This window comes from Pigmentiphaga sp. YJ18, assembly GCF_038066655.1.
Classification (GTDB): domain Bacteria; phylum Pseudomonadota; class Gammaproteobacteria; order Burkholderiales; family Burkholderiaceae_B; genus Pigmentiphaga.
Map to the genome: position 1 here is coordinate 858,980 of NZ_JBBUKU010000001.1, position 15,347 is coordinate 874,326.

Annotated in this window: 17 protein-coding genes; 8 read left to right on the forward strand and 9 right to left on the reverse strand. The window is 68.1% G+C overall.

The features are described 5' to 3' along the window. Window positions 1-31: 31 nt before the first annotated feature. The 3 genes from WKR98_RS04240 to WKR98_RS04250 form a co-directional block, all read right to left on the reverse strand. Window positions 32-1,006, reverse strand: coding sequence for a Bug family tripartite tricarboxylate transporter substrate binding protein (locus WKR98_RS04240; RefSeq protein WP_124692013.1), 975 nt, complete (start codon window positions 1,004-1,006; stop codon window positions 32-34). Between the two features lie 44 nt (window positions 1,007-1,050). Continuing rightward, on the reverse strand, window positions 1,051-1,614 hold the full coding sequence (locus tag WKR98_RS04245) for a cupin domain-containing protein (RefSeq protein WP_124692014.1): 564 nt from the start codon (window positions 1,612-1,614) through the stop codon (window positions 1,051-1,053). 122 nt (window positions 1,615-1,736) lie between these two features. Next, entirely contained in the window at window positions 1,737-2,684 is a 948-nt protein-coding gene (locus WKR98_RS04250) for a LysR family transcriptional regulator (protein WP_161568009.1), read from the reverse strand. Window positions 2,685-2,815: 131 nt separating this feature from the next. On the opposite strand from WKR98_RS04250, the gene WKR98_RS04255 reads away from it, so the two are divergent. The 4 genes from WKR98_RS04255 (at window position 2,816) to WKR98_RS04270 (ending at window position 6,972) form a co-directional block, all read left to right on the forward strand. Further along, window positions 2,816-3,760 (forward strand): alpha/beta hydrolase, encoded by a 945-nt coding sequence (locus tag WKR98_RS04255; protein ID WP_341432165.1) that lies wholly within the window; start codon window positions 2,816-2,818, stop codon window positions 3,758-3,760. Between the two features lie 68 nt (window positions 3,761-3,828). Then, on the forward strand, window positions 3,829-4,740 hold the full coding sequence (locus tag WKR98_RS04260) for a LysR family transcriptional regulator (protein ID WP_161568011.1): 912 nt from the start codon (window positions 3,829-3,831) through the stop codon (window positions 4,738-4,740). 233 nt (window positions 4,741-4,973) lie between these two features. Next, complete coding sequence (locus tag WKR98_RS04265) at window positions 4,974-5,948, forward strand: tripartite tricarboxylate transporter substrate binding protein (protein WP_341432166.1); 975 nt, start codon at window positions 4,974-4,976, stop codon at window positions 5,946-5,948. A gap of 31 nt (window positions 5,949-5,979) precedes the next feature. Then, window positions 5,980-6,972 carry an ABC transporter substrate-binding protein gene (locus tag WKR98_RS04270; protein WP_124692019.1) on the forward strand — a complete coding sequence of 331 codons (993 nt, stop codon included), beginning with the start codon at window positions 5,980-5,982 and terminating at the stop codon, window positions 6,970-6,972. Between the two features lie 35 nt (window positions 6,973-7,007). Here WKR98_RS04270 and WKR98_RS04275 read toward each other — a convergent pair whose 3' ends face one another. From WKR98_RS04275 to WKR98_RS04285, 3 genes are read right to left on the reverse strand one after another with little or no spacing between them, the layout of a single operon-like run. Next, the gene (locus WKR98_RS04275; protein WP_341432167.1) at window positions 7,008-7,979 is read right to left on the reverse strand and encodes a Bug family tripartite tricarboxylate transporter substrate binding protein; all 972 of its coding nucleotides are present in this window, start codon (window positions 7,977-7,979) and stop codon (window positions 7,008-7,010) included. A 10-nt stretch (window positions 7,980-7,989) separates the two neighbouring features. Further along, a complete protein-coding gene (locus WKR98_RS04280; RefSeq protein ID WP_124692021.1) occupies window positions 7,990-8,976 on the reverse strand; it encodes an SMP-30/gluconolactonase/LRE family protein in 987 nt (328 codons plus the stop codon). A gap of 23 nt (window positions 8,977-8,999) precedes the next feature. Next, on the reverse strand, window positions 9,000-10,109 hold the full coding sequence (locus tag WKR98_RS04285) for a hypothetical protein (RefSeq protein ID WP_341432168.1): 1,110 nt from the start codon (window positions 10,107-10,109) through the stop codon (window positions 9,000-9,002). A 212-nt stretch (window positions 10,110-10,321) separates the two neighbouring features. On the opposite strand from WKR98_RS04285, the gene WKR98_RS04290 reads away from it, so the two are divergent. Continuing rightward, window positions 10,322-11,227 (forward strand): LysR family transcriptional regulator, encoded by a 906-nt coding sequence (locus WKR98_RS04290; protein WP_124692023.1) that lies wholly within the window; start codon window positions 10,322-10,324, stop codon window positions 11,225-11,227. Between the two features lie 15 nt (window positions 11,228-11,242). Here the strand turns inward: WKR98_RS04290 and WKR98_RS04295 are convergent, their stop codons facing one another. Beyond that, complete coding sequence (locus WKR98_RS04295) at window positions 11,243-12,292, reverse strand: NADP(H)-dependent aldo-keto reductase (protein ID WP_341432169.1); 1,050 nt, start codon at window positions 12,290-12,292, stop codon at window positions 11,243-11,245. Between the two features lie 130 nt (window positions 12,293-12,422). Here WKR98_RS04295 and WKR98_RS04300 point away from each other — a divergent pair, with 130 nt between their 5' ends. Further along, a complete protein-coding gene (locus WKR98_RS04300) occupies window positions 12,423-12,764 on the forward strand; it encodes a YidH family protein (protein ID WP_124692025.1) in 342 nt (113 codons plus the stop codon). Continuing rightward, entirely contained in the window at window positions 12,761-13,069 is a 309-nt protein-coding gene (locus WKR98_RS04305; RefSeq protein ID WP_124692026.1) for a DUF202 domain-containing protein, read from the forward strand. The genes WKR98_RS04300 and WKR98_RS04305 overlap by 4 nt, the downstream gene beginning before the upstream one ends. A 1-nt stretch (window position 13,070) precedes the next feature. On the opposite strand, the gene WKR98_RS04310 is transcribed toward WKR98_RS04305, so the two are convergent. Further along, window positions 13,071-13,715 carry a cysteine hydrolase family protein gene (locus WKR98_RS04310; protein WP_341432170.1) on the reverse strand — a complete coding sequence of 215 codons (645 nt, stop codon included), beginning with the start codon at window positions 13,713-13,715 and terminating at the stop codon, window positions 13,071-13,073. 105 nt (window positions 13,716-13,820) lie between these two features. Here WKR98_RS04310 and WKR98_RS04315 point away from each other — a divergent pair, with 105 nt between their 5' ends. Further along, window positions 13,821-14,315: a MarR family winged helix-turn-helix transcriptional regulator gene (locus WKR98_RS04315; RefSeq protein ID WP_341432171.1), complete on the forward strand. Its 495-nt coding sequence runs from the start codon at window positions 13,821-13,823 to the stop codon at window positions 14,313-14,315. A 12-nt stretch (window positions 14,316-14,327) separates the two neighbouring features. Here the strand turns inward: WKR98_RS04315 and WKR98_RS04320 are convergent, their stop codons facing one another. After that, complete coding sequence (locus tag WKR98_RS04320; protein ID WP_341432172.1) at window positions 14,328-15,329, reverse strand: Bug family tripartite tricarboxylate transporter substrate binding protein; 1,002 nt, start codon at window positions 15,327-15,329, stop codon at window positions 14,328-14,330. Window positions 15,330-15,347: the final 18 nt, after the last annotated feature.

Sequence of the window (15,347 nt, forward strand, 5' to 3'; positions counted from 1 at the left end):
AACCGCCTGCGCGCGCAGGCGGATCTATGGGTCAATCGATGCCCGCGCGGCGGATGACGCCACCCCATTTGTCGATATCGGCGGCGATGATCCGCGTCATCTCCGCCGGTGACGTGGGCCAGGCCTGGATGCCCAACGCGTCGAACCGGCCCGCGGTCTCGGGCAGCGCCAGCACCGCCGCGATCTCCTTGTTCAGCCGCTCGATCACGTCGGGTGGCGTACCCGCCGGCGCCTCCACGCCCTGCCAGCCGTCGGCCTCGAAGCCGGGCACCACTTCGGCGATGGCCGGCGTGTCGGGCAGCGCGGGCAGGCGCTTCTTGCCAGTGGTGCCCAGCGGAATTACGGTTCCGGCCTTGACCTGCTCGATCGCGGTGGTGGTGGGCTGGAAGATCAGCGGCACCTGCCCGCCGATCACGTCGACCAGCGCGCCGCTCTTGTAGGGCACGTGCGTCAGCCGCACGCCCGCCAGCGACGTCATCAGTTCCATGATGACGTGGCCGGCGCCGCCCACGCCCATGGAGGCGTAGTTGATGGAGGCGGGCCTGGCGCGCGCCGTCGTGATCAGGTCGGCCAGCGTGCGCTGCGGGAAGTCCTTGTTGGCGATGAGCACGTAGGGCACGGCCGCGACGATGCTGACCGGCGCGAAGTCCTTGACCGGATCGTAGGGCAGCTTCTTGTAGACGAACTGGTTCATGGTCACGATGGAATTGACCATGAAGAAAATGGTGTGGCCGTCGGGCGCGGCCTTGGCCGCGGCCTCGGCGCCCAGCATGCCGCCCGCGCCCGCGCGGTTGTCCACCACGAAAGGCTGGCCCATGCGCTCGGCCAGCTTGCCCGACAGGTAGCGCGCCACGATATCGGGCGAACTGCCGGCCGGGAACGGCACGATGATGCGCACCGGCTTGGACGGATAGCTCTGCGCCGCGCCGGCCGCCGACGCGGCACAGGCCAGCAAGATGGCGGCCGGCCACGCCGCGGCCGCAACGAACAGCGAGGTCTTGTTCATGATCGTCTCCCCTCTCCCGCCCTGCGGCGGACATGGCGGCGATGTCAGAGGACGGATCCTTCCACGTCCTCGGGCATCTTGAAATTGGACAGCCGCTTCAGGTTGCCTTTCTCGTCCACCGCCAGGCCCGACTCGCTCGCGGCCCGGCTCAGCACCTCGTCGTGCCAGGTAACCGCCCCGCCGCCGGTGTGCCCGCCCACCAGCGCCAGCATGGTCAGCTCGCGCTCGCCGTAGTTGCGAAAGCCGCGCATCACGCCGGTCGGCACCGAGATCACGTCCAGCGGCTGCAGCACCAGTTCTTCCTTGTCGTCGCCGATCAGCACGTGCACGGGGCCGGAGATGGGTATGAACACCTCGGCGGTCTTGTGCGCATGCAGGCCGGCGCCGCCGCCGGGCGGCACGACGATATAGGAAATGGTGAAGCCGTGGTCCTCGGTGATGGGCGGCTGCATGTCGGCATTCTCGACCACGCCGCGGCCGATCACCTTGAGGTTTTTCTTGCGCCCCTCGGGCAGCAGCGAATCGACGAACGCCAGGCTGAACGGCTTGAGTTCCGAGAAGCGCGCGACCCGCGTGCGGGCGATGGTTTCTAGCAATGGACTGGCCATGGATGCTCCTTCACGGTCGGGGCCGGGAAGGCCGCGATGTCCACATCATGGCCGCGTGCGCGGCGGCGATAAATTATCGATTTGCTATGCCCGCCATGCCGGCTCGGCATGGCGGATCCGGCTCAGCCGCGCGGCCGCCTGCGGCCCATGGCCCGGGCACCCTGCCACTGCCCTTGTTCGACCTGCGCCAGGATCAGCTCGCGCACCATGGGCAGTACCTCGCTGGCCACGCGCGACAGCGGGCGCGACACCGGCCAGGCCAGGCTGCGCTGCAGCCAGAGCCCGGCGATGGGCACCGCGGCCAGGCCGGCTTCCAGCGCGACACTGGACGGCAGATAGACGGTGTAGCCCATGCCCAGGCGCACCAGTTGCGCCGCCAGCGCGAAGGCGCCGACCTCGGCCTCGATGCGCAGGGGCACCCGCTGGCGCGCGGCCAGGGCTTCGATCTCGTTGCGTATGCCGGCGCGCGACACGCCCGTCAGGATCAGCGGCAGGCCGCGCAACTGGCGCACCGGGATCTCGCTGCGCGCGAGCAGCGGATCCCCCGCGCGTCCCACCAGGCACAGGCGGTCCTCGAACAGGGGTTCGACCGCGAGCATGTGCGCCGGCGGCGGCGCCGGCGTGGCGCCGCTCAGCAGCGCGATGTCGACCGCGTTGTCGCGCAGCATGTCGTGCATGGCCGGGCTGAAGGCCTGGACGATGTGCGGCTGCGCATCGGGAAAGCGCTGCTTGATCGCGACCGTGAGCGCGGCGCCTATCACCGTCACGTAGTTGGGCGTCATGCCGATGATGACCGGGCCGGACGGCGGTCCCTGCGTGTCGTGCACGTCGCTCTTGAGCTGGTCGAAGCTGCGCAGCAGGTATTGCGCGCGGTCCAGCAGGCGGCGGCCCTCGGGGGTGAGCGTCGCGCCGCGCAGGTGGCGTTCGAACAGCCGCACGCCCAGTTCGTCTTCCAGCATGCGGATGCGCCGGCTCAGGGCCGGCTGGGCGATGAAGAGCTGCTGCGCCGCCTTCGAGAAATTCTCGTGCGCGGCAACGGTCACGAAATACTTCAGTTGACGAATGTCCATGGTCCCGCCATTCCCCCGTCGTGCGCCATACCCTGGCGGCATGGCCCCTGGACCGCGGAAATATGACGCGGCCGAGCAGGGCCGGCCCTATCATAGCCACGCTGCCCACCCTCGTCACCGCCGCCTTGACCATGAAGCCCGACGACGCCCTGCTTGCCCGGCTGGACCCCGACATCGCGCCGCGCGTGCTGCGCCTGGTCGAGGCCGAGACCACGCCCTCGCACCTGCTGGAGCCGGCCCAGGTGCGCGCCACCTTCCTGCGCGCGCGCCAACCGCTGCGGCGCCCGCCAGTGCCGCTGGACATCGAGGACGTCGGCATCACCGTCGACGGCGCGCCGCTGGCACTGCGCCTGTACCGCCCGCGCCGGCCCCGCCCCCCCGCGTTGCTCTACCTGCACGGCGGCGCCTTCACCAACGGCGACCTCGACAGCCATGACGCCACCTGCTGCCTGCTGGCGATGGAAGCCGGCGTGATGGTGGCCAGCGTGGACTATCGCGTGCTGCCCGGGCACCCCTTCCCGGCCGCGTTCAACGACACCGTAGGCGCGCTGCGGTGGCTGCACGAACAGGCCGAGGCGCTGGGCGCCGACCCCGCGCGCCTGGCCGTGGGCGGCGACAGCTCCGGCGCGAACCTGGCCTTGGCCGCCGCGCTGGAAACGCGCGGCCGGATCCCGCTGCGGGCGATGTGGCTGGCCTACCCCATCATCGGCATCGATTTCGAGACCCCCTCGTACCGCGAGAACGCCAACGCCCCGCTGCTGACCCGCGCCCGCTGCCGGCGGATCCTGCGCGACTACCTGGGGCGCGAACCCGGTCCGGGCGACAGCCGGGTGGCGCCGCTGCTGGCGCCGGACTTCACCGGCCTGCCGCCGGCGGTGGCCGTGGCCGCCGAACTGGACCCGCTGCGCAGCGACGCCGAGATCCTGGCCGACCGCCTGCGGGCGGCCGGCGCGGCGTGCGAACTGGTGCGCGCGGCGGGCATGCCCCATGGTTTCCTGCGCTGGGTAGCCGACAGCGCCGCGAGCCGGCGCATCGCCGTCCGCAGCGCCCAGGCGCTGGCCGCCCTGCTGGACTGACGCGGGCGGCCCCTTCAAGGGCGCCGGTACCGATAAAATCGGACATACCGCAGCCCGGGACCACCGCCTTGGAACTCCGCCAGATCCAGTACTTCATCTGCCTTTTCGAGGAAGGCACCGTCACGGGCGCGGCGCGCCGCGTGAACGTCGTGCAGCCCGCCCTGAGCGCGCAGATCGTCAAGCTGGAAGAGGAACTGGGTCAGAAACTGTTCATCCGCAGCGCGCGCGGGATGGAGCCCACCGAGGCGGGGCGGCGCATGTACCAGCTGTACCTGCCCATCCTGCGGGACCTCTCGCAGGCGCGCGAGCAGATGACCCTGCGCGGCGGCGAAGTCGGCGGCGAAGTGGTGGTCGGCATGATCTCGTCGCTGGCCGAAAGCGTGCTGAGCGAGGCACTGACCGATTTCGCGCGCGCCTATCCCAAGGTGAACGTCACCGTCACCAACGGGCCGCTGCTCGACTGGGTGGCGGCCGGCAAGATCGACGCGGCCATCGTGGACAAGCCGCGCCGGCCGTTCTCGCTCAGCGTCGAACCCATCATCGACGAGGAACTCTTGCTGGTCGGCCCCGACGACGACACGGTGCCGGCATCCCTGCCGCTGTCGGCGGCTGCCGCCCTGCCGCTGCTGTTCACCCCGCGCGAGCACAACCTGCGCGAGATCCTGGAAGACTACGCCCGCCAGGAGAACCTGGTGTTCAAGCCCGTGTTCGAGATCTATTCGATGACGGCGCTGCTGAACCTGGCCGAGGACGCCGGCTTCTACGCCATCCTGCCCCGCAGCGTGGTGCGCCGCCGTGCGCGCCGCTCGCCCCTGCGCGTGCGCACCATCGAGGCGCCGGCCATGACGCGGCAGATCATCTGCGTCACCCACCCGCGCCGCCCGCTGACCTCCGCTTCCGCGCTGTTCCTGGACGTGCTGCGCACGCACATACGCGGGCTGCCGGACGGCGCGCCACGGGCGGGCGATACCGATCGATGATGGCTGCGATCAGTATTAATCATGGCCCCGAACCGGTTCCCGCCCCCCTTCCCGACTTAGAATTTCCGCAACGCCGCAAGCCGCCCCGGCGGGGCCGCTAGGCGCCTCCAAGACGCACCGGGCGTGGTGACCCACGCACCGGCGCGCACATTCCCCCATCCCGCAAAGCGATCGTGTCCGGCGTGGCATGGGGATCGGTACGAGTCATTGAAGAAGCACAGATGGAGACCTGCATGAAATTCCCGGCACGCGCCCTGTTCGCCGCCCTGTCCGTGGCCGCGGCCGCCGCCTCGCCCCTGGCGATGGCGGACAGCTATCCCGCCAAGCCCGTGCGCGTGATCGTGCCCGTGACCGCCGGCGGCGGCGTGGACACGGCCGCGCGCCTGATCGCCACGCACCTGCGCGCCGAACTGGGCCAGACCTTCGTGGTCGAGAACAAACCCGGCGCCGGCGGCAACATCGGGCTGGACCAGCTGGCCAAGGCGCCGGCCGACGGCTACACGCTGGCCATCATCCCCAACACCATGACCATCAACCACACGTTGATGAACAAGCTGCCCTTCGACACCCTCAAGAGCTTCGCGCCGGTGGTGCAGATCGGCACCACGCCGGCGGTACTGGGCGCGCGCGCCAACCTCGCGCCCGGGTCGCTCAAGGATCTGGTGGCCTACGCCAAGAGCAATCCGGGCAAGCTGTCCTACGCCGGCTGCGACACGGGCTCGGCGCTGCACCTGGCGGGCGAGATGTTCAAGCAGCAGGCCGACGTGGACGTCACCCACGTGCCGTACAAGGGCTGCTCGGACTCGGTGCCCAACGTGCTGGGCGGCCAGGTCGACCTGATCTTCATCACGCTGACCAACATCGCCGGCTACCTCAAGGACGGCCGCATGCGCGTCTACGCCGTCGCGGCCGACCAGCGCACGCCTTATGCGCCCGACCTGCCCACCGGCGCCGAACAAGGCTTCCCCGGTTTCAACATCGACATCTGGTATGGCATGCTGGCCCCGGCGGGCACGCCGCGCGAGATCGTCGCCAGGCTGAATACGGCGGTGAACGCCATCCTGAAGAAGCCCGAAGTGCAATCGACGCTGGCCACCAGCTACCTGACGCCGGTGGGCGGCACGCCCGAACAGTTCGGGCAGAAGATCCGTTCCGACATCGACCGCTACGGCGCCGTCATCCGCAAGGCCAACATCCGCATCGAATGACCGTCCAACCTTCTCTCTATCGAGGCCGCTTATGTCCAAACTGAGACTTTCCCTGGGCTGCTGGGACTATGACCGCACCCGCGCGCTGATGGACGGTACCGTCGTTCCCGACGGCATCGACCTGAACTACCTGAACATGCCGGTCGAGGAAACCTTCTTCCGCATGCTGCGGCATCGCGAGTTCGACGTGGCCGAGATGTCGCTGTCGTCCTACACCGTGTCGCTGTTCAAGCCCGAGCGGCCCTTCATCGCGATCCCCATCTTCCCCTCGCGCTTCTTCCGCCACTCGTGCATCTACGTGAACGCGGACGCAGGCATCCGCGAACCCAAGGACCTGATCGGCAAGCGCATCGGCACGCCCGAGTACCAGATGACCGCGCCGGTGTGGATCCGCGGCATCCTGGACGAACACTACGGCGTGCCTGTGGACAGCGTGACCTACGTCACCGGCGGCGAGGAAGAGCCCGGCCGCCCCGAGAAGCTCAAGATCGACCTGCCGCCCAACATCAAAGTCGAGCAGATCGGCCCCACGCAGACCCTGTCGCAAATGCTGCTGGACGGCGAGATCGATGCCCTGCACACCGCGCGCATGCCGTCCACCTTCCTGACCGGCAAGGGCAAGGTCACGCGCCTGTTCCCCGATTTCGAGGCGGTCGAGCGCGAGTACTTCCGCAGCACGGGGATCTTCCCCATCATGCACACGCTGGTCATCCGCCGCGAGATCTACGAAGCCAACCGCTGGGTCGCGCAGTCGCTGTACAAGGCCTTCGTGCAGGCGCAGCAGGTGGCCTACCAGAACCTGCGCGAGACCGCCGCGCTCAAGATCATGCACCCCTGGCTGCTGGGCAACATGGAGGCGGTGGTCAAGGAAATGGGCGAGGACTTCTGGGCCTACGGCTTCGAGAACAACCGCAAGACGCTGGAGACCTTCCTGCGCTACCACCACCAGGGTGGACTGTCGAAGAAGCTGCTGACGCCGGAAGACCTGTTCGCGCCGGAGACGTTCGAGGCGTTCAAGATCTAGGCGCGAACCGTCCGGGCACTACCGGCCTCCTCGGCCTACTCGACGCTGATGTTGGCCTCGCGTATCAGTTGCTTGTAGTGCTCGGACTCCCGCCGGATATCGGCCGCCGCCCGCTCGGGCGAGTTGCCGATGGGCTCGATGCCCATCGCGCGGATCCGCTGCGCGACGTCGGGATTGCCGAGGATCTCCACGGCCGCCTTGTTCAGGCGATTCACGATGTCTCGCGGTGTCCCGGCCGGCGCCAGCAGCGCATGCGCGGAAGCGGTATTGAGCCCGGGATATCCCGATTCCGCGACGGTCGGCACGTCGGGCGCGGCGCTCGACCGCTTGGGCATGCCCACGGCGATGATCTTGATTTTGCCGGACGAGCGGTGCTGCAGAGCCGGACCGGGGTCCCACGTGAAATCGACCTGACCGGCGATAACATCCTGCAGCGCCTGCCCCGCTCCTTTATAGGGAATGTGACGGGCGGTGACGCCCGTTGCGCGGGCGAACTCGGCCTGAGCCATGTGCAGGGCGCTGCCGCTGCCGGCTGAACTGTAGGTAACGGTATTCGGATGCGCCTTCAGATAGGCCACGAACTCCGTCACGGTGTCGACCGGCAGGCCCGCGCGGACCACCAGCCAGAGGGGATTCAAGGCTACCTGGGTGATCGGCGTGAAGTCCTTCAAGGGATCGAAGGCCATGCTCCGATACAGGTGCGGATTGGTGGTCAGCATGCCGCCGGAAGTCTGCAGCAGCGTATAGCCGTCCGCGGGCGCCCGCGCCACGAATTCCCCCGCGATGTTGCCGTTCGCGCCGCCGCGGTTCTCGACGAAGACCGTCTGGCCCAGCTTCTTGGTCAGCTCGCCTGCCATGAGCCGCCCGAGTACGTCGACGGCACCGCCGGGCGGGGTCGTGACGACGATGCGCACGGGACGGTTGGGATAATCGGCGTCCGCCGCGACGGCGGGCGCCGAGATGCAGCACGCGAGCAAGACGGCCGCGGCACCGTAAACATGTTTCATCATCGTCTCCTTATCGGAATTTCTGGTTCCAGTGCGCCGGCGGTACGCCGGCCACGGGCGAACGAAACATGCCGAGGGTGTCGCCCCCCAGCGAGCCCAGGTACACGGTGCGCAGGTCGGGACCGCCGAAGGTCACGCTGGCGATGTTCTTCAGCACGCGCGTGGGCGTGTGCTGCACGTCTTCGCGCTCAATGGTGCCCGCCGCCAGCCGGCGCTCGATCCTGTCGACGTGCTGCGCATCCAGCTCCTCCAGCACCGTCTGCACGCTGCCGTCGGGCGCGATCCTGAGCAGCCGGTTGCTGACGATGCTCGCCGCCCACAGATGCCCTTCTGCATCGAAGGCGGCGCCGTCCGCGAAGGTCCCATGGCCGAAGCGGGCGAAAACCGTGCGGTCCGCCAGGTGGTCGCCCTTCAGGGCGAACCGGGTGACGCGCCTGCCGAAGGTCTCGACGACATAGATGTATCGCCCGCCGGCATCGATCCGGACTTCGTTGGCGAAGGCGAAGCCATCGGCGACGATCCGGGGTCCCTTCGCATCGATCAGGATCAGGTAGCCATCGTCCATCGTCGGGCCGCCAAGCGGCGCGAAGGCCTTCGAGATCGGCCACTGGCGCGTCGTGACCGTGACCCAGGTGCGGCCGCGATCGTCCAGCATCACGAAGTTGGTGGCTCCCAGGGGCAGGCCGTCCAGCTCGGCCAGCACCAGTTCGAGAGCGCCCTCGCCCGTCAATCGCCAGAGCCCGCCCGCCGGCCCCATGTTCGCGACCAGAAAGGAATTGTCGGGCATCCATGCAATGCCGTTGGGAATCCACGGCGCGCCATCCACCTCGGCATGGTTGCCGATCGCGCGCTGCGTGCCGTCCGGGGCGATGTGCATGATGCCGTGGCCCAGGTGCGCGACGAACATGTCGCCGTGGCGGTTGCACAGTACGCATTCCGGCCGGCGCAGGCCATGGCCGACGGGCTCGACGTCTGAAAGGGAAAAGGAAAGCGGCACGTCTGGCTACCGGTATGGTGAAATCAGGCGCCGACTTCGCGGTTCAGCTCGTACGCGTCTTCCGATCCCGGGTGGCGCCGAAGGATGTCCTGGATCGCGGGCAACTCCAGCAGCAGGAATTCGCCCTGGCGCCAGAACTGACGATCGTCCAGCCAGATATCGGGATCCAGGACGGGCAGCGAGATTTCGCCCGGCATGGCGTGGCCGACGGCATGGAAGTGCATCAGGCGCGGGTTGTTGTGCGACATGAGCTGCCAGTGATTCAGGTCTTTTTCCGGATCGCAGCAGGGCCGGGCCTGGGGATTGATGCCCGCGTGCCAGGAGTTGATAAGCATGGGATCGACGCCGTTCCTGCGCCCCAGGCTGTGCAGCAGCGATTCGGCCTTGGCAACCTCCTCGGCATCGCCTTCCAGGCTCACGATGCGATCGGCGCGCACCTCGGCGGTGACCGGACTCCGAAGCAGCAGGCCGTCGCCGATGTCGTGATTCGCGGAGCTTGCCAGCCAGCGGATCACGAGCCGCCCGGAGGCCCCGTGCGAACGGATCGGGTTGTGCGTGCCTATCGGAAACGTGAGCACGGTGAACGGTTGCGTTGGCGCGGACGCAGGAGGCGGTGTGACGTGGCCTCGCAAATCCGTGCCGAGCGGACACGTCACACGCCAGTTCGTGGCCCCGCGCAGTTCGCGCGCGATGGCATCGCCGGCTTCCAGCCAGACGCCGTACGGCACCGTGGCCCAGCGCGAGGCAAGAACGTTCCTGTTGGTGGCGTAGTTGAGCACGTGGACGCCCGCGCCGATCGGCGGGCGCAGGCGCAGCATCGCGCCCATGTAATGGCTCAGGATGGTGACGTCGGCCTGGGCCATGGCCTCCACGATGTGGGGCGGGATGGCCTCGGGGCCTGCGAGCCGCTCGCCGCATCCCAGGCTGATTACGGTCGCGCCGAGTGCGCGCGCCCCTTGCTCGATCGCGGCAACGACCTCGCGCTCGACGGCGGGGTTGCCTTCTTCGTGGATCAGCACGACGCGCTGCCCGTTCCTGATACCGGCGCAATCGACCAGCAGATTGCGCAGGCCCGCTTCGATCAGGGGATTTCCACCCCCGGCGCTGACGTCTTTTCTGAGGTTGCTGTCCATGGCATGACGATGACGGCCCCGCGCCGGAGGATCCGGGGCGACGACAGTGCGCAAGATTACCCTCCGCTCGCGAGGCGCTCCATTAGCCTTGCCAACTAAGTGAACTTCCATCTCGTGAATATTGGCCCTCGCGGGTTGCCGCCCGCCGCTAAACTAGCCGGCATCTGCGCGCGACGGCAGCCATTCCGGCGATCGAGGAGGTGCATCCACAGATGGATATACGAGACATCGATCTCAACTTGCTGCGGCTGTTCGACGCCATCTATCGGTCCGGCAGCGTGAGCCGCGCGGCCGATGCGCTGAACCTGTCGCAGCCGGCGGCAAGCCAGGGACTGACTCGGCTGCGCGTAAGCCTGGGAGACCCCCTGTTCGTGCGGGCGCCCGGCGGCGTGCGGCCGACGCTGCGCGGCGCACGCCTGGCGCATGCCGTCCAGGGAGCCATCGCCATGATCGAAGCGGCCCTCAACGAGGGCGAGCAGTTCGAGCCGTCGACATCGCGGATGCGGCTTCGGCTTCACCTGAACGACATCGGCGAGGCACTCTTCCTGCCCAGGCTGATCGAGACGCTGAGAAAAGAAGCCCCCGGCGTCACGGTGGACAGCTGCGCGCTGCCGCATGACGCGATCTGCGCGTCGCTCGATGCGGGCATCGTCGATCTGGCGCTCGGCTTCATCCCGGACCTGGTGGGGACCCAGAGCCTGGAACTGGTGCGCGACAGGTATTCCGTCCTTCTGCGAGCGGGACACCCGGCCCTGCTCGGGCAAGGCGGCGGTGCCCTGACGCGGGAACAGCTGGGCCGCCTGGATTATGTCGCGATACGCGCCTACGGCGATACCGTCCGGGTCCTGCAGGAAATGGGCATCGACAAGAAGATCCGCATCACCTCGTCGAATTTCCTGGCCTTGCCGGCCATCGTGAAGACCACGGATCTGGCGGTGGTACTGCCGATAGGGCTTGCGAACTACTTTGCCGACTCGGGAGGCTACGCGGTAAGCGAGGCCCAGTTCGCCCACGGGGATTTTCCCGTCATGCTCCACTGGAGCAAGCGGTTCGAACTCGATCCCGCGCACCAGTGGATGCGTGACCTGGTCATCCGGCTGTTCAAGGGATCGAGATAGGGCGAGCCGGCTTGGCTACGGGCACGGATTCGGCTGCGCCCGGTGTATGGCCTCGATGCCCTCGATCACCGCCGCCGGCAGCACGACCTGCGCGCTGGCGATGTTCTCCTGCAACTGCGCCATCGAGGTCGCGCCGATCAGATTGCTGGCCACGAAGGGCCGGCTGTTCACCCAGGCCAGCGCCATCTGCGCCGGCACGAGGCCATGGTCGCGCGCGAGTTCCACGTACCGGCGCGCGGCCGATTCGGCCTCGGGCCCGTCATAGCGGGTGAAGCGCGAGAACAGCGTCAGGCGCGCGCCCTCGGGCCGCGCCCCGCCCAGGTACTTGCCGGACAGCACGCCCATACCCAGCGGCGAATAGGCCAGCAGGCTGACCTGTTCGAACTGCGTGAACTCGGACAGGCCGATTTCGTACACGCGGTTGAGCAGGCTGTAGGGGTTCTGGATGGATGCGATGCGCGGCAGGCCCTGCGTCTCGGACAGCTTCAGGAACTGCGCCACGCCCCAGGGCGTCTCGTTCGAGACGCCGATGTGCCGGACCTTGCCCTCGCGCACGAAGTCCTGCAGCACCGACAGCGTTTCCTCGATGGGCACGGTGTGGTCGTCCTTCACCCAGGGATAGGCGAGCTGGCCGAAGGTGGCCGTGGTGCGGTCGGGCCAGTGCAGCTGGTAGAGGTCGAGGTAGTCCGTCTGCAGGCGCTTGAGGCTGTCGTGCAGCGCGGCGGTCAGGTTCTTGCGGTCCAGGAAGGGCTTGCCGTCGCGGATGTGGCCGGGGCGCTTGGCGTCGCGCAGCGGGCCGGCGACCTTGCTGGTCAGCACGATGTCATGGCGGCGGCCGGTACGGGCCAGCCAGGTGCCGATGTAGGTTTCGGTGCGGCCCTGGGTCTCGGCCTTGGGCGGCACCGGATACATCTCGGCGGCATCCACCAGGTTCACGCCCTGCGCCAGCGCATGGTCCAGTTGCTCGTGGGCGTCGGCTTCGCTGTTCTGTTCGCCCCAGGTCATGGTTCCCAGCCCGATCACGCTGACTTCGAGATCGGTGCGTCCCAGTTTGCGGTATTCCACGTCTGTGCTCCGGTTGTGGGTTGTCCCGCCCAAGGTTACTGCATGGCCGCTGTCGCCCGCATGAAAGCCGCCCGCGGGAGCCTAAAATAGCGGGCACCCAAATAAATAAACCCCGCAGGAGAACCCTCGCATGCAAGAGGATGACGGCCGCGAACCCGACTATCGCTTCACGCTGGCCAACGAACGCACCTTCCTCGCCTGGATACGCACCGCGCTTGCCGTGCTGGCTGGCGCCATCCTGCTCCACCAGTTCGGCGGCGTGGTCCAGCCGCATTGGCCGCTGCTGGCGCTGAGCGTGGCGATGACCGTTGCCGGCCTGATCTTCTGCTGCGGCGCCTATTTCCAGTGGAAGGCCAACCAGCAGGCCATGCGGCATTCGCGGCCGCTGCCGCGCTCGGCGCTGATTCCGCTGGCCGCGGGCGTGACCCTGCTGGTTGCCGTGGTGGCCGGCCTGTTCGTGCTGTTCCGATGAGTTCGCAACTCGACCCAGGGCTGCAACCCCAGCGCACCGCGCTGTCCTGGGGCCGCACCGGCCTGTCGATGACCGCCGTGGCGCTGCTGGTGCTGCGCGCGGGCGTGCAGGAAAACCAGCCGGCGTTCCTCGTCGTGGGCGCGCTGGACATGCTGTGCGCCATCCTGTTCTTCGCGACCGCGTCGTGGCGCCGGTCGGCCCTGGCCCTGGACAAGATCCACGCCGCCTCGTCGGCGTGGATGGCGGGCATCACCGCGCTGGTGGCCATCACGAGCCTGGCCGGGACCTGGCTCGTGCTGAGCTAGTTCAGTCCCTGCCCTTGGCCACCAGCGACTTGAACTCGTCCACGTTCATCACGTGCGCGGTCGAGAACGCGAGGATGGTCAGCGTGGCCTTGTGCACCTCGGCCGCGCTCATCGCGCCCCAGCCCACGTCGGGATAGTCGAAGGTGCCGGTGGCGTCGGCCAGGAACGCCACCTTGTAGTTGTGGAACATCGCGTCGCGCGCCGTGGCGTGGCAGCAGTTCTCGGTGGTGGTGCCCGAGACCACGACGTTGCGTATGCCCCATTCGCGCAGGATGATGTCCAGGTCGGTGCCGTAGAAGCCGCTGTAGCGGTGCTTCTTGATGACGTGCTCGCCCTGGGCCGGCGCGAGTTCGGGGTAGATGTCGGCGCCGGTGGTTCCGTCCACCAGCGACGAGTGGTCGGCGATGGGCCCGTACAGGTCGCGGAACATCCCCATGTCGCAACCGTCGTCGCGATGCACATGCGCGGTGTAGAGCACGCGTATCCCCTGCTCGCGGCAGAAGCGCAGGGTCTCGGCCAGCTTGCCGACCATGTCCTTGGCCTGCCGGGACTGGAGCTTGGCGCCGTCGGCGACGAAGTCGTTCTGCATGTCCACCACGACCATGGCGGTGTGGCGGGGATCGATGCGGTCGAAGCGGTAGGGCATGGCGGTCTCCTTGATCATCGACGAGCGCTGACAGACTGCATAATATATAGCCACTTCCGCCGTGCGCCCGACTGCCATCCCATCGCCGCGGCGCCCCAATCGACCATGCCGAAGAAGACTCCGCCCGACCCGACCGTCCCGCTCGAGCACCGCATCGCCTATCAGGCGCTGATGATCGCGACGCGCATCTCGCAGTTCCTGTCACCCATGTGGGAAGAAAAATACGGCCTGACGACCATCACGTGGCGCGTGATGGCGGTGGTCGGACGCTACGGCCCGCTGTCGGCCAAGGAAGTGGCCGAACACACGAGCACGGACGCCTTTTTCGTCTCGCGGGCCATCGTGCAGCTGACCAGGCAGGGCTACATGACCAAGGGCGTCGACCCGCGCGATCGCCGGCGCTCCGTGCTGCGGTTGACCGCGGCGGGCGAGCGGGCGCGCATCGACGTGGAGCAGGTGATGAGCGCCCTGGAGCACGACGTGCTGGGTGCCATGGGCCCGGGGGAAGAGCGCCACATCCGGGAGATCCTGGGCAGGCTGGCGGCCACGGCCTCGGACCGGCTGAAGTCTCCCCGGACCTGGAAAGACTTCGCCGACTGACCCCGCGGCGGCTCAGGAAACCGGCTGTATGCCGGCCTTGCGGATGATCGCGCCCCAGCGCGCGTATTCCTTGTCCATGTAGCCTTGCAGATCGTCCGGCGTCGAGCCGACGATGTCCAGCCCCATGCCCTGGAAGCGCGCGGCAATGCCGGGCTTTGCAAGGATATCCCTGACCGTGGCCGATAGCTTGTCGCGCACCGCCTTGGACGTGCCTGCCGGTGCCAGCAGCGCGAACCAGGGACCCGCCACGATCTCGGGATAGCCCTTTTCCGCGAAGGTCGGCACGTCGGGCAGCACCGCGCTGCGCCGGGCCGATGCCACCGCGACGGCGGCCAACTGGCCCGTCCGGACGCGCTCTCCCACGTTCACGGTGTCGGCGATCATCAGGTCGACGCGGCCCTGCATGACGTCGGTCAGTATGGGAGGAAAGCCGTTGTACGGCACGTGCGTCAGCGAAATGCCCAGCGCCTGGTCCAGCAGCGCGCCGGTGACGTGGCCCGTGGTGCCGACACCCTGGGTGGCATAGGTCAGCGGCGCGCCGCCCGACCGGGCCCGCTGCAGGAAGGCGTCGAACGTCGGCAGTCCGGCCTTGGGCGAGGCCACCAGGACGTTGGGCGCATCGACCACCCGCGACACCGGCGCAAAAGCATGCTGGGCGTCGTAGGGCAGCTTGGACATGATGAACGGATTGATCACGAGCGGTCCCTGCGCCGTAAGCAGCAGCGTGTAGCCGTCCGCCGCGCTCTTGGCCACGAGGTCCGTGCCTATGGTGCCGCCGGCGCCGGCCTTGTTGTCCACCACGAACTGCTGGTGATAGCGGGCCGAAAGTTCGGCCGCCAGCGTACGGGCCACGACGTCGATCGACCCTCCCGCCAGGAAGGGCACGATCACCCGGACGGGGCGGGTGGGCCAAGAGGGTTCCTGCGCGCACGCTCCCAGCGGGAGCAGGCCAGCGGCGCCAAACGCGGCCGCCAGGACAAGATGTCTGATGATGCTTGTCGTCGTAAGATGCATTTCGTCTCCTCCCGGGGG